Source organism: Cyclobacterium sp., assembly GCF_014762705.1.
Lineage (GTDB): Bacteria > Bacteroidota > Bacteroidia > Cytophagales > Cyclobacteriaceae > Cyclobacterium.
This window is the reverse complement of sequence record NZ_JABURL010000124.1, coordinates 1-12,239: the sequence shown is the minus strand read 5'-3', so window position 1 is coordinate 12,239 and position 12,239 is coordinate 1. Positions and strand designations below refer to the sequence as shown.

The 12,239-nt window shown below is 41.7% G+C and carries 14 protein-coding genes and 1 tRNA gene; 8 read left to right on the top strand and 7 right to left on the bottom strand.

The features are described from left to right. Positions 1-111: 111 nt before the first annotated feature. The 4 genes from HUJ21_RS24680 to HUJ21_RS24665 all read right to left on the bottom strand — a co-directional run bounded on the left by HUJ21_RS24680 (position 112) and on the right by HUJ21_RS24665 (position 3,300). A complete protein-coding gene (locus HUJ21_RS24680) occupies positions 112-339 on the bottom strand; it encodes a hypothetical protein (protein WP_291373719.1) in 228 nt (75 codons plus the stop codon). Positions 340-530: 191 nt separating this feature from the next. After that, the gene (locus HUJ21_RS24675; protein WP_291373717.1) at positions 531-1,406 is read right to left on the bottom strand and encodes a toprim domain-containing protein; all 876 of its coding nucleotides are present in this window, start codon (positions 1,404-1,406) and stop codon (positions 531-533) included. Positions 1,407-1,613: 207 nt separating this feature from the next. Next, complete coding sequence (locus tag HUJ21_RS24670) at positions 1,614-2,849, bottom strand: VapE domain-containing protein (RefSeq protein WP_291373715.1); 1,236 nt, start codon at positions 2,847-2,849, stop codon at positions 1,614-1,616. Between the two features lie 85 nt (positions 2,850-2,934). Further along, the gene (locus HUJ21_RS24665; RefSeq protein WP_291373713.1) at positions 2,935-3,300 is read right to left on the bottom strand and encodes a helix-turn-helix domain-containing protein; all 366 of its coding nucleotides are present in this window, start codon (positions 3,298-3,300) and stop codon (positions 2,935-2,937) included. A gap of 290 nt (positions 3,301-3,590) precedes the next feature. Between HUJ21_RS24665 and HUJ21_RS24660 the strand changes: the two genes are divergently transcribed. Further along, a complete protein-coding gene (locus HUJ21_RS24660; RefSeq protein ID WP_291373711.1) occupies positions 3,591-3,833 on the top strand; it encodes a hypothetical protein in 243 nt (80 codons plus the stop codon). Positions 3,834-3,903: 70 nt separating this feature from the next. Here the strand turns inward: HUJ21_RS24660 and HUJ21_RS24655 are convergent, their stop codons facing one another. Together HUJ21_RS24655 and HUJ21_RS24650 are read right to left on the bottom strand one after the other, a co-directional pair. Beyond that, a complete protein-coding gene (locus HUJ21_RS24655; RefSeq protein WP_291373709.1) occupies positions 3,904-4,134 on the bottom strand; it encodes a hypothetical protein in 231 nt (76 codons plus the stop codon). Between the two features lie 416 nt (positions 4,135-4,550). After that, positions 4,551-4,639: transfer RNA gene (locus HUJ21_RS24650), tRNA-Ser, on the bottom strand. A gap of 252 nt (positions 4,640-4,891) precedes the next feature. Between HUJ21_RS24650 and HUJ21_RS24645 the strand changes: the two genes are divergently transcribed. The 7 genes from HUJ21_RS24645 (at position 4,892) to HUJ21_RS24615 (ending at position 11,654) form a co-directional block, all read left to right on the top strand. Continuing rightward, positions 4,892-5,503 (top strand): fumarylacetoacetate hydrolase family protein, encoded by a 612-nt coding sequence (locus HUJ21_RS24645; protein ID WP_291373707.1) that lies wholly within the window; start codon positions 4,892-4,894, stop codon positions 5,501-5,503. A 37-nt stretch (positions 5,504-5,540) separates the two neighbouring features. After that, positions 5,541-7,358 carry a M23 family metallopeptidase gene (locus HUJ21_RS24640; RefSeq protein WP_291373705.1) on the top strand — a complete coding sequence of 606 codons (1,818 nt, stop codon included), beginning with the start codon at positions 5,541-5,543 and terminating at the stop codon, positions 7,356-7,358. 56 nt (positions 7,359-7,414) lie between these two features. Further along, positions 7,415-7,864: a thioredoxin-dependent thiol peroxidase gene (bcp, locus tag HUJ21_RS24635; RefSeq protein ID WP_291373703.1), complete on the top strand. Its 450-nt coding sequence runs from the start codon at positions 7,415-7,417 to the stop codon at positions 7,862-7,864. A gap of 10 nt (positions 7,865-7,874) precedes the next feature. Further along, on the top strand, positions 7,875-8,726 hold the full coding sequence (locus tag HUJ21_RS24630) for a transketolase (RefSeq protein WP_291373701.1): 852 nt from the start codon (positions 7,875-7,877) through the stop codon (positions 8,724-8,726). Positions 8,727-8,761: 35 nt separating this feature from the next. Further along, positions 8,762-9,730 carry a transketolase C-terminal domain-containing protein gene (locus HUJ21_RS24625; RefSeq protein WP_291373699.1) on the top strand — a complete coding sequence of 323 codons (969 nt, stop codon included), beginning with the start codon at positions 8,762-8,764 and terminating at the stop codon, positions 9,728-9,730. Between the two features lie 123 nt (positions 9,731-9,853). Beyond that, positions 9,854-10,792 carry a DUF6807 family protein gene (locus tag HUJ21_RS24620; protein ID WP_291373698.1) on the top strand — a complete coding sequence of 313 codons (939 nt, stop codon included), beginning with the start codon at positions 9,854-9,856 and terminating at the stop codon, positions 10,790-10,792. 181 nt (positions 10,793-10,973) lie between these two features. Beyond that, the gene (locus tag HUJ21_RS24615; protein ID WP_291373697.1) at positions 10,974-11,654 is read left to right on the top strand and encodes an SDR family NAD(P)-dependent oxidoreductase; all 681 of its coding nucleotides are present in this window, start codon (positions 10,974-10,976) and stop codon (positions 11,652-11,654) included. A gap of 202 nt (positions 11,655-11,856) precedes the next feature. Here HUJ21_RS24615 and HUJ21_RS24610 read toward each other — a convergent pair whose 3' ends face one another. Beyond that, a complete protein-coding gene (locus tag HUJ21_RS24610; protein WP_291373695.1) occupies positions 11,857-12,177 on the bottom strand; it encodes a hypothetical protein in 321 nt (106 codons plus the stop codon). Positions 12,178-12,239: the final 62 nt, after the last annotated feature.

Sequence of the window (12,239 nt, the reverse complement as noted above, 5' to 3'; positions counted from 1 at the left end):
AAGAATTCGTTCACCCCTCAAAATCCCCTACTATTTCCGAGGATTTTTCGTTTGGAGTTCAACGGCTTCTTTCGCATTTATATTCGGGATGCATTTGCTTAGATGGGCCTCTTATTGTTGGTCAATCTTTTTAAGGATATCAGCTATCAATCTTTCTTTTTCTCTTTCAATCCGGCGTTGTTTCCGGCTCTCGCCTTTCCGCATAATTGACCACATAAACAATCCCCAGGCTGACCACGCAACAATAAAGCCTGGCCAGGGATTAGAAGCGCCCAAAGACCCGTAAACGGCAATGGTGCTTATAATTGAAACCAATAATACTTTCCCAATTAAACTCATACGGGTTATATTTTATTAAACCTTGGTTTAGCTATTTGTATTTTTAACTAAATATATAAATAATCAAATATATTTTTTATGAGGCAGGGTTTTGGCATTGCCCATTCCAATACCAATAAAGGAATGGTCCTCGGAAAAAAGATAGCGTCTACTCAGAAACTATTTTTTTTCCGGATGGCCTAAGTTGACCTTTACCTTTTTACCCCCAGGTTTTCTTTGTTCATCCAATACTCATTCAAATCTTTATACGGATGAAAAACTTTTGACTCATCAATGGATTCGGTAAGGGAATGCTTTAATTCCTCCGTTGCTGCTCTTCCTGCCTTGTCCCTATCCAGGAATAGGTTTACCTGCCTGTATTTTTGGATTTCATGCAGGGCCTTTTTTAAATTGGCCAGGGAGTTAAGTACCAAAAAATCCAATCGGTACCGGTCAGCCTTTCTCATTTCCACATAGCTCATCAGGTCGAATATTCCTTCAAACAAGCAGAGCTCGGCAGCATTGTTCCGGTAATGGGAAACCCCCTGGGCAGTGCAGCCCTTCCAGTACTTATTCCGGATGGACCAGCCATTTTCATTTGGGTTGCCCAGCCCGAAATACCTTTTGTCTCCGATTTTGTAATATACCTCTCGGCAGAACTCACTCGCAGTCTCCAATGATATGCGCCTGTAGTTAAGGTAGTCCGTAATCGCCCCGTTGTTTCCAAGTGATTTGGTTTTGATGATGGTAATTCCAGGTGCTTCCTTTTCAGAAGGCTTCACCCTGGAAAGAATTGGCGGGTGAAGAAAAAAAGAGGATCCGCTTATCGTGGCAATTTCCTGGATGGCATCCGAAATGGTATAGCCCGGGTTCATTTTCAGTACCAGGTCAATCAGGGTACCACCTGCATTGCCATCTCCGAAATCCACCCAGAGGTTTTTGACAGGGTGAACTTTAAAAGAAGGGGTCTTTTCCTCCCGGTAGGGAGAAAGGTAAAAACAGTAACCTGCTTTTACTTTGCTTGGTCTGATTCCAATTTGATCCAAATAGGTCACTATGGATATTTTGTTGGCTTCTTTGGCATTCATGGTAAAATTTTTAAATATTTTAAAAGACCACCTACTACACCTACTACCTTACTACATTTCACTATTTATTAATTGATATTCAGATATTTATGGCCATTACAAACCAAAAAGCATCTTACTACAAAATCCCTTTTGTAGTAGGGTGTAGTAACTTGATTTATTTTATCTTACTACACTATATTTGATTGATTATCAAATGTTTAAATGCTATTTGTAGTAAGTAGTAGGTTGATTGTGCTTAATGTAATATCCCTTTTCCGGGAAGGTTTGGTTGTCGCTTCTTCGGATCTGGGTCTGAATATGACCCAACAGTTTGAGTGCCTTTCCGATTTCTACCGGACTGATCCTTAGATTTCCGGATAGGTTCAAGGTCAATTGATGGCAGATTTCCGTGGCGGTCATGAATTTGTCATGGTCCTCCTTGGTACCCGGGGAATAGAACTTCTGAATCAGCTCCACTTCAGGGGAAATGGTTTTGTATTCGTTGTTCATGATTTCATTCTCAAAGATTTCCTTTGCTGTCATCTCGTATTTGAAATCTGACAGGTAGAGCTGATAAGCCTGCGCCCATACCTTGTCGATATCGATGTCCTTTTTATAGTCCCAGTTGATCTCTCTTACCGTAAAGCAGAGCCAGCGTACACTGCCTGTCACATCGGTCAGGAACTCTGCCTTGTTGGTGGATCCCCATATGGATGCCCTTCTGGGTTCCATTTTGGGCTTTTTGTCATAGGGGTGCCTGACCTTGACATGTGATTTGCTCATCAGGGTTTTCTGCGCGTTGATTTCAGTTCTGGAAAGCGTGGAAAGTTCATCCTGGATCACCCCGAAATTTTGACTTAAGGCAATCAGGCTGTCCTTGTCCACGGAAATATTTTCCGCATGGTAGGCCATCAAGTGATCCGGGATCAGGAAGCGGGTGAGGGTAGTCTTGCCGCTGTTCTGTTGCTCCTGCACAAAGATCAGGGCCTGCTTATTGAAGAAGTCATCCCTAAGGCAACATGCCACACAGCGTACCAGCCATTTTTTGAACTGTACCTCGAAGCGTTCCTGGCCCTGAACCTGGAGGTAGGAAGTAAACTGCTGGATATAATCCCCATGTAAGGTCTCATTCCAATTGCCCTGGACATAATTAAAATATTCGACAAAAGGGTTGATTTTGGGAATAAAGTCCGAACACAGGAAGGTGTTGATTTCACCTACTGAGGTGCGGTATCCGGCCTGTCGGCATTCTATGTAAAGGGTATTGGGATTGACCGGGCTGTAGCTGTTTCCTTCTTTTTCTCTTGCAAAGACTTCATTGAGAACCAGGTTGTTCTTAAAGTCATATTTTGACATCAGGAATTTGATCATCCGGATGGTGGGGCTGGAAGATTTCTCATCTATCTTCCTGATAGGGTTTTCCTCGTCCATTTTTCTGTAGGTTTGGGTTGGTAAATCCATACAGAAATGGTATATTTGACTCATTCAAAGAAGGATACCATTTCCTACATGAAATTATAGAAGGCGGATCGGGCATGATCCGCTTTTATTTTTTCCGGCCGTTTTTCTGGTGGCCGGCATTGAGTATATCCGACTTTTTGAAATATACCCGGGTGTTGATCACCTGTTCTTTCAGAAAACCTTCCCTGCGCCAGTTGTTGATGGTGGTGCGGGAACGTCCCAGTAGCCTCATGGCTTCGGGAATCTGTATCAGTTCGTCTTCCTGGGCTGGTGGTTGTAATTGGGGGATTATTCTGGATGCCACTTCTTCGGCAATCTCATGGATAAGCTGCCTTTTGTCAATGGGGGAAAAGATCATGTCGTTCATATCCGATTGTTGTTTGGTTTGTGGTTCGAATATGGTCACAAGTGAGCAGGGGTAGGTAGCTGGGGTAGTACCCCAACTTTTCATAAACCCTCATAACAGTCGGGATTGGACGGTTTTGAAGGGAAAAAAATTTAGGGTTGAGTTTTGGATTGGGGGAGTAAATCATAAAAATGAGGTCAAACAAAGAGTTGTTCCAAAAACTAGGGGACCAAACATTTATTATTTAAATGGTGAAATTATTAAAAATTGAAAACATAGAAATTTAAAAAAGGATAAAGGACTGTTTTTTGTGGATGAATAATTTCTTTTTTTAATTGATATGGTTATGAGATTTTGTTTAAATTATTAACTACTAAATGTTAATATAATAAACAATGACGGATATCTCCTTGATTGTAATGCAATTGAAAAACAGGCAAATGCAGATAGACAAGAAAATCAACCAGTTAATAGATCAAAACCTGGATCCCTTTCCTTTCGAAAGATTGGAAAAAGGTAAAAAGCTTATTGAGCTGATAAAAAAAATCCTGCAAGCCATTGAAGGAGATGACTTGATTCTGGCCGGTATGCATATCAAAGAATTGGAAATGGAGGGTTTGAAACTGGACCTTGGATGATTTTGTGGAAACTTTCGCCTAATTGGGTTTTGTGAAAGTGAAAAATTAATAAACTAAACGTTCCCTTTAATCAGCGACCTCTTTGTTCCAGTTTCCTCATGAGTTCCTCATTTCGGCGCTCCAGCTCCCTGATCTTTCTATCCGAAGAATATGTTTTCGGTTTAGAAAGGGAATAGATAAACCAAACCCAAACGGTAATGGCAACAATCAGACCCGGCCATTCGTTGTCGCTTCCCAGGGCGCCGAACATGGCAACAGTACCAATAAAAGAAACGAGGACAAGTTTTATGACGAATCTCATGATTTCAACGATTAAAAATGACACCTTAATTTAATCAAATTTCGAATGAAATAAAAGTATTTTAGTTGAAAATATTGTTTCAAATAATTAGTAATCAATCTTTTATAATGACCCCCTCCTACCCTTTTCTTGCATATTTATTTGGGTCATCAATCAAGAAACTGAATTGTTATTATAACGAAGAAAAAGCCAAAGGATTGGGTATTAAAAGATATTGGGAGAAAAAAGACTTTTACCTTTTAAAAAACACAAACATGTATATTCGGAAGACGGTTTATTATGAAACAAATATAAATTAAATATCAATATGGATATCTCCTGGTTAAAACCTATGCTAAATGTCCCCCCATTTAGCCCCCCATTCAAAAATAAAAACCTTAACTAATTGAAAATCAATAAGTTAAGGTTTTAATCCGTAGAGAGTGGGGGATTCGAACCCCCGGTACGCTATTAGACGTACGACAGTTTAGCAAACTGCTGGTTTAAGCCACTCACCCAACTCTCTGGTTAACGTGGAATCAAACACCAAAATTGGCACTTCCGCCTAACACTGATGCAAATATAAACCATTAATCCCCAATTTAACAAAACGAATTCTCTAAAAATCTGCATTTTTTTGGATCCTATTCCCTAATTCATTTTAAGCCAGCAGCCTACCTACCTCTTCCCGGTGTAACCAGATAGACCGATCAGATAAAGTAGGTTTTGAAATCATTTGATTATCCCTTTCTTTGCACTTTCTTTTAACAGCATTGAGATGAAAATTATTGCCATTGGCCGAAATTATGCAGCACACATCCAGGAATTGAAAAATGAAAGACCTGATGAACCGGTAGTATTTATGAAACCGGATACCGCCCTGCTGAAAAACAACGAGCCATTCTACCATCCGGAATTCTCCGATAATATCCACCATGAAGTAGAGCTGGTCCTCAAAATCAGCAGAGAAGGCAAATACATTCAGCAAGAGTTTGCCCATAAATATTTTGAAGAGGTAGGTATTGGCATAGATTTCACCGCCAGGGACCTGCAGCAAAAATGTAAAACCAAAGGCTTGCCATGGGAAATCGCCAAGGCTTTCAATGGATCGGCACCTCTGGGAGAATTCCGGCCTGTATCCAAATACCCGGCAATGAACAACATCAATTTTCACCTGGATATCAACGGTGAACGCAGGCAAACCGGAAATACCTCCCTCTTGCTTTTCCCTTTTGATGTGATCATCGCTTATGTGTCACAGTTTTTTACCCTCAAAACCGGTGACCTGATTTTCACAGGCACTCCTGCGGGAGTTGGGAAAATAAATATTGGAGACCGTCTGGAAGCCTATCTGGAAGACGAAAAATTATTGGATTTTGAAGTCAAATAAATCCCTTTATCTCCTTTTCGCTTTCCTGCTTATCCCAATGCTACTTTCACAGACAGCGAAGGATTATTACCTCTTTCCCATTAAACCCGGAAAACAAAACTTTTTGGCAGGTAATATGGCAGAAATAAGACCCAACCACTTCCATACCGGACTGGACATCAAAACCGAAGGAAGACAGGGCCTCCCCGTCTATGCTGCTGCAGATGGATACCTGTCCCGCATTAAAATATCCTCCTTCGGCTATGGAAATGTCCTTTACCTCAAGCATCCCAATGGGAGTTCCACCGTCTATGCACACCTCCGGGAATTCGAAGAACCCATTGCCAGCTACATGAAATCCAAAATTTATGAAGCTGAGCAAAATGAACTGGAATATTTCCCGGAACCAGGTGAAGTTACTGTCAAAAAGGGAGATGTCATCGCTTTATCCGGCAACACCGGCAGCTCCGGAGGGCCACATTTGCATTTTGAAATCAGGGATTCCTTAAACAGAGCCATAGACCCTTTGCATGCTGGGTTTTCTGAAATAAAGGATACTACCTCTCCTATAGTCAGAAGGGTAGCCATCACTCCCTTGGATCAGGATAGCAGGGTAAATGGTATGTTTCGCCGCCAGGAGTTTTACCTGGTTTATAGCAGCGGGGCTTTCAGGGTACCTCCTACCATCAACATCAGCGGAAAAGTAGGCATAGAAATTCTGGCCTATGACCAGTTGGATGAGATGTACAACCAAAATGGATTCCCCATTTACGAAATTTATGATCAGGAAAAGCGGATCTTCAAATCGGAAGTGAATGAAGTGGATTTTCGCCTGGGCAGGTTCATTCTGGTCCATACCTACCGCAACCGCTATACCCGGCTTTACAAAAAGCCACACAATCAATTTGATTTTTATGAGCCGGATTCAGCATTCAGCGGAGCCATAAGTGCCAAACCCGGAGAGAATAAAGAGATCCTGGTAAAACTGAAAGATGCCTATGGCAATGAAACTGACCTTGTACTTGATTTTTACGGAGAAGAAGCCCCTACCCTGCTGAGGAATTTCAATTATACCTCCGGCAATAGTAGCCTTGACTATGATGAAAACCACCTGATCATCAATGCGCCAAAGTCCGAAAATGGCAGTCTGGCCAAATTTTATATCCATGGCTACAGCATGGAAATACCCTATGCCTATGAGGGAACAAATAAGAGGACCTATCTTTGGGACATGCGTTTGGGTGTTCCAGACTCAGTAGATGTTTGTACCGAAACTTTTTTTCCCGAGGTAAATGCAGTCATTCCCTCAAACAAGGAAATCCGGTATGTTGATGGCCGGGTGGCGATAACTTTCGGTAAGGAAACGCTTTTGAATGACCTGTACCTTAGATCAAGTGACATACAGGAGAAGTCATTGCAGGGCATCGCTATCAACGATCCTTACGAATACTTGTGGAACAGCATGAACGTCTCCTATCATGCGCCGGACTTTCCGGGAGATAAATCCAAAACACACATGTACCTGTTGTATGACAATGGATACAAAAATTTTCAGGGTGGCAACTGGGAGGGCAATAGCATCCGTTTTTCCACCAGAAATTTCGGGAAATTTGTGCTGGTCACAGATTCGGTTCCTCCGGGCATTCGTCCTATACGGATCAACCGCAATCAATTGCGGTTCGTCATCAGGGATGGTTTGTCCGGAATTCGGGATTTTGAACTTCGTGTAGCCGGGGAATGGATACAGATGAGGTACGAACACAAACAGGCGGTGATATGGTCTGATCCACCTTCCGGTAAGACCCTTGAGGGAGAAGTAGTTTTAAAAGTATGGGATCAGGCAAATAACGAGTCCATTTATAGGGGAAAGATTTAATTTATTACGATATTTAAGGCCTCAAATCTATTCACCAATCCATAAATAAGAAAATCATGTCACTAGAAGTAGGCCAGGCAGCACCTGATTTTAATTCAATCGATCAGGATGGAAACCCCATCAGTCTTTCAGATTTTAAAGGCAAAAAGGTGGTATTGTATTTTTACCCCAAAGACAATACTCCCGGCTGTACCGCCCAGGCTTGTAACCTGAGAGATAATTATGAGGCCCTCCAAAAAGCAGGGTACGTGGTATTGGGCATCAGTTCTGATTCCGGAAAATCCCACAAAAAATTTATAGAAAAGCATGAATTGCCATTTACGCTGATTGCCGATGAGGATAAAAGCGTCCATGAAAAGTATGGTACCTGGGTAGAAAAAAACATGTATGGCAGAAAGTACATGGGTACCGCCAGGACTACCTTTGTCATAGATGAAAAAGGAATAATCGAAGAAATAATCTCAAAGGTAAAGACCAAAGAACACACCAATCAAATTATTAAATAATTCCAAATCAATGGAAAAACATTCAACAGAACAATTAAAATCAATTTGCTCTCAGGTAAGAAGAGACATTTTAAGGATGGTACATGCCTGTCAATCAGGCCATCCCGGAGCCTCTTTGGGCTGTACGGAATTTTTCGTGGCCCTGTATTTTGACCAAATGAAGCACAATAAAAATTTCAATCCTGATGGGATAGGAGAAGATCTTTTTTTCCTTTCCAATGGCCACATTTCCCCGGTATGGTATAGCGTGCTTTCAAGGAGTGGTTACTTTGATACCAAAGAATTGGCAACTTTCAGGAAAATCAATAGCAGGCTCCAGGGCCATCCGGCTACTGAAGAGGGGCTTCCCGGCATCCGGGTGGCTTCCGGCTCACTTGGGCAGGGGCTTTCTGTTGCCATTGGAGCAGCACTGACTAAAAAAATGAATGGGGACAAGCAAACCGTCTATGCCCTTATGGGTGATGGAGAACAGCAGGAAGGACAGATTTGGGAGGCTGCCATGTGCGCCCCACACCACAATGTGGATAATTTAATCGCCTCCATAGACGTCAACGGTCAGCAGATCGATGGCCCTACCAAAGAAATCATGAACCTGCGGGATTTAAAGGCAAAATGGGAAGCCTTTGGCTGGGAGGTCATCGTTACAAAAAATGGCAATGAAATCACTGACGTGGTCCAGTCCCTGGAAAAGGCCAAAAGCTTGCTGGGAAAAGGAAAACCGGTGCTGAACCTGCTCCACACCGACATGGGTTTTGGAGTGGATTTTATGGTAGGCACGCACAAATGGCATGGAGTGGCACCAAACGACGAACAATTGGAAAATGCCCTGGGCCAATTGGAAGAAACACTGGGGGATTATTAAATGCGATCAATTTTGATCTTTAAATGGTTTGAATAATGGAAAAAACACTCGATACCAAATATACTTACACAGAAAAAAAAGATACCCGTTCGGGATTTGGAGACGGATTTCTTGAATTGGGTAGAAAAAACAAAAACGTGGTCGGCCTTTGCGCTGACCTCATCGGCTCACTAAAAATGGGCGCATTTCAAAAGGAATTCCCTGAGCGTTTCTTTCAGGTGGGAATTTCAGAAGCCAACATGATGGGACTGGCGGCAGGAATGACCATAGGAGGAAAAATACCTTTCACCGGCACCTTTGCCAACTTTTCCACAGGTAGGGTCTATGACCAAATCCGGCAATCTATCGCCTACTCAGAGAAAAATGTGAAAATCTGTGCCTCCCATGCGGGACTTACCCTTGGAGAAGACGGTGCCACACACCAGATTCTGGAGGATGTAGGCATGATGAAGATGCTGCCCAATATGACAGTAATCAACCCTTGCGATTATAATCAGACCAAAGCGGCTACCATGGCCATAGCTGACCACGAGGGTCCGGTATACCTGCGCTTTGGCAGGCCCAGTTGGCCTATCTTTACTCCTTCCGACCAGAAATTTGAAATAGGCAAAGCCTGGAAAATGATTGAAGGAAAGGATGTCAGCCTTTTTGCTACCGGGCATCTGGTCTGGGAAGCTGTAGTAGCTGAAGCCATGCTGAGAGAGGAAGGCATTTCCGTGGAATTGATCAACATCCACACCATCAAACCTCTGGACACAGCAGCAGTGCTCGCCTCCGTTGCCAAAACCGGTTGTGCAGTGACAGCTGAAGAGCACCAGCTTAATGGTGGATTGGGTGATAGTATTGCCCAAACACTGATCCGAAACAATCCGGCTCCCCAGGAATTTGTCGGTGTTGATGATTCCTTCGGTGAATCCGGAAAACCTGTGGACCTGCTGGAAAAATATGGATTGAATGCCGAGAACATTGTAAAAGCGGTAAAGAAAGCTATTTCAAGGAAATAAAAGAGAATTACCTAACACAAAAAGCGGAAAGAGAGAACTTTTTCCGCTTTTTTTATGGAAACAGATATTAGGTTAATATAAAGTAAACTACTATTTTTAGCTAAACTCCCTGAGCCACATAGCATGCAAATCTCCTGGTTTTCATTTTCGAAAGTGCTGTTTTCACTTTCTATACTGGTCATATCCATAATGGACCTTGAAGCCCAAACCCTGACTTTTGAAGAGCAGGATGAAGGCTGGCTGTTGCTTGACGATGGGAAGCCCCGTTATTTTTACCAAACAGTGACCAAATCTCTCGATGGAAAATATCCAAGAGCCAATTATGTACATCCACTTTACGATACAAATGGTGAAATGGTGACTGAGGATTTTCCTGCCGATCATTTGCACCACCGTGGAATATTCTGGGCATGGCACCAATTGTGGGTCAGAGACCAAAGGACTGCAGACCCCTGGGTTTGTGAAAACATCATCTGGGATGTTAAAAGGGTAAAAACAAGCACTCATCCCAATGGGGCCGCAAACTTAGAGGCAAAAATAATATGGAAAGGGACAGGTTCAGTTAAAAAAAATATTATTGAAGAAACAGTGGTTATCAGCTACCAAAGAATTTCTTCCAGTGCCTATAAGCTTATTTTTGATATTACCCTAAAGCCACTTGTCAGCGAGGTAAGATTGGGTGGTTCTGAAGACCCAAAGGGCTATGGAGGCTTTTCGCCCAGAATCAAATTGGCCGAAAATGTGGGTTTTTACGATGAAAATGGACCGGTCATCCCTGAGGAAATGGCTATTCAAGCAGGCCCCTGGATCAACGTGACAGCAGAAAAACAGGATGATCCAGGAGTGGTAATTATGGGAGAACCAGAGCAGCTTCCCTCCTACCAGGGTTGGATTTTGAGATCCGAAAACAGCATGCAAAACATGGCTTTCCCGGGCAGAGAAGCCCTATTATTGAGTGATAAATCACCCTACTTAAGGTTCAAAAATCAATTATTGGTTCATCAGGGTCTGGGAAATCAAGAAATTGTAAATCAGTATAGAATTTTCAAAAATCAACCCTGAGTTTTTGATGCAAGCCCTTTCAGGTAGCTTTTGTTACCTTTTTGCATCAACATAAGGATTTAGCCACAAAAAATCCCAAATCACCTTTTTTTAAGCAGTTAATAATCAATACTTTATAGAATATTTTTATTTTGGTACAATATTGGCCATTGATTGATGCGTAAATCAATCGAACTGCTATATGAATGTCACAGACAATTCCCCCGTAATTCTAATAACGCGTGGAGAATCACTGTTTTCTGGAAAATTGGCAAGTGAATTGGCGGGTCAGGGAGCCAGTATTTTGCTTTGTGCCCAGAAATTGGATGAGAGATGTGAGTGGAACAAATACAATATTGAAAAAGTAAACAGTTCCTGCCAGCTCCTTATCGGTGATATTCAAAGTGCTGATTATTGCCGCAGTATAAAAGAATTGATACTGGAAAGATTTGGAGGACTTGATATTTTGTTCAATAATTCCCTCTTACCAAATATTCCGGAAAACGGTATCCCCACCGCCCTATGGCAGAAGCTTACTTCTTTTTCAGAGGTTGGGATTTTTTCCTTTCAGCAGTTAACGGAAACTTTGATACCATGTATTAATCCTGGGGGTAAAATTATAAATAACCAGATTTTGGAAAAAAGATGGTCTGCAAGATCAATAAATGATGGGGTTCATGCCAGGCATCTCCGGCTATTTACTTCGTTTTTTTCCAAACGGCTAATACCAGGAAAAGTCAAAACTGAAGGAGTTTTGTATTTGCAAGCCATGAATGGGCAACCTGTTTTGGCACCTGATCAAAAGCTGGACTCCCTTGATAGTATTTCGAGTGACAGGCTGTTTGATGATTCTCATGCCTTACTTTTAAATGAGGATATTTAATCACTTGTTACAGCATATTCTGAAATAATTTTTTTTTTGAATTTCTTTATTTTGAAAAGATGGTTTAATTTATTTTCTATTCATTAGAAATCCGATGAAGTCAATTTTAAGCCATGCCTCAGTAAGTACCAACAAAAAAGGCAATGGTCAGCGACCATTGCCTTTAAGTTGGTTAATTGTTTCAAAAATTGGGTTTCTAAGCTTATTTAGCTGGTTCTTCTTTCACCTCTTTACCCATGTTATCATACTTCTTCTCTACTTCTCCTTCAGGAGTATCGCCTTCGAATTTTACCAGGTAAAATACTGAAGCTTCTTCCATGACCTGATGGGCTTCTTTGATTTTGAGATCTTTTACAGCCTCATCATTTTGGATGGCTTCTTTTACCTTTTCCGGAAGACTTTCAGGATCGATTTTGGTGGTTTCCTGAACCAATACCTGATCTTCAGATTTCACTGTCTCGGCATTGATGCCTGCAAAAGCCAATATGCTCATTGCGGCAAGTGACAACATTAACTTTTTCATAACGTTTTAAATTTATAGTGTTAAATAATAGTTTGTTGAAAACAATACTATTTAAATATTAT

Coding starts and splice junctions, on each gene's coding strand:
- HUJ21_RS24675 (WP_291373717.1), bottom strand. CDS start 1,406: ATGAATGCCAAAGAAGCCAACAAAATATCCATAGTGACCTATTTGGAT.
- HUJ21_RS24645 (WP_291373707.1), top strand. CDS start 4,892: ATGAAAATTATTGCCATTGGCCGAAATTATGCAGCACACATCCAGGAA.
- bcp (WP_291373703.1), top strand. CDS start 7,415: ATGTCACTAGAAGTAGGCCAGGCAGCACCTGATTTTAATTCAATCGAT.
- HUJ21_RS24615 (WP_291373697.1), top strand. CDS start 10,974: ATGAATGTCACAGACAATTCCCCCGTAATTCTAATAACGCGTGGAGAA.
- HUJ21_RS24610 (WP_291373695.1), bottom strand. CDS start 12,177: ATGAAAAAGTTAATGTTGTCACTTGCCGCAATGAGCATATTGGCTTTT.
- HUJ21_RS24620 (WP_291373698.1), top strand. CDS start 9,854: ATGCAAATCTCCTGGTTTTCATTTTCGAAAGTGCTGTTTTCACTTTCT.
- HUJ21_RS24660 (WP_291373711.1), top strand. CDS start 3,591: ATGACGGATATCTCCTTGATTGTAATGCAATTGAAAAACAGGCAAATG.
- HUJ21_RS24640 (WP_291373705.1), top strand. CDS start 5,541: ATGCTACTTTCACAGACAGCGAAGGATTATTACCTCTTTCCCATTAAA.
- HUJ21_RS24670 (WP_291373715.1), bottom strand. CDS start 2,849: ATGGATTTACCAACCCAAACCTACAGAAAAATGGACGAGGAAAACCCT.
- HUJ21_RS24655 (WP_291373709.1), bottom strand. CDS start 4,134: ATGAGATTCGTCATAAAACTTGTCCTCGTTTCTTTTATTGGTACTGTT.
- HUJ21_RS24630 (WP_291373701.1), top strand. CDS start 7,875: ATGGAAAAACATTCAACAGAACAATTAAAATCAATTTGCTCTCAGGTA.
- HUJ21_RS24665 (WP_291373713.1), bottom strand. CDS start 3,300: ATGAAAAGTTGGGGTACTACCCCAGCTACCTACCCCTGCTCACTTGTG.
- HUJ21_RS24680 (WP_291373719.1), bottom strand. CDS start 339: ATGAGTTTAATTGGGAAAGTATTATTGGTTTCAATTATAAGCACCATT.
- HUJ21_RS24625 (WP_291373699.1), top strand. CDS start 8,762: ATGGAAAAAACACTCGATACCAAATATACTTACACAGAAAAAAAAGAT.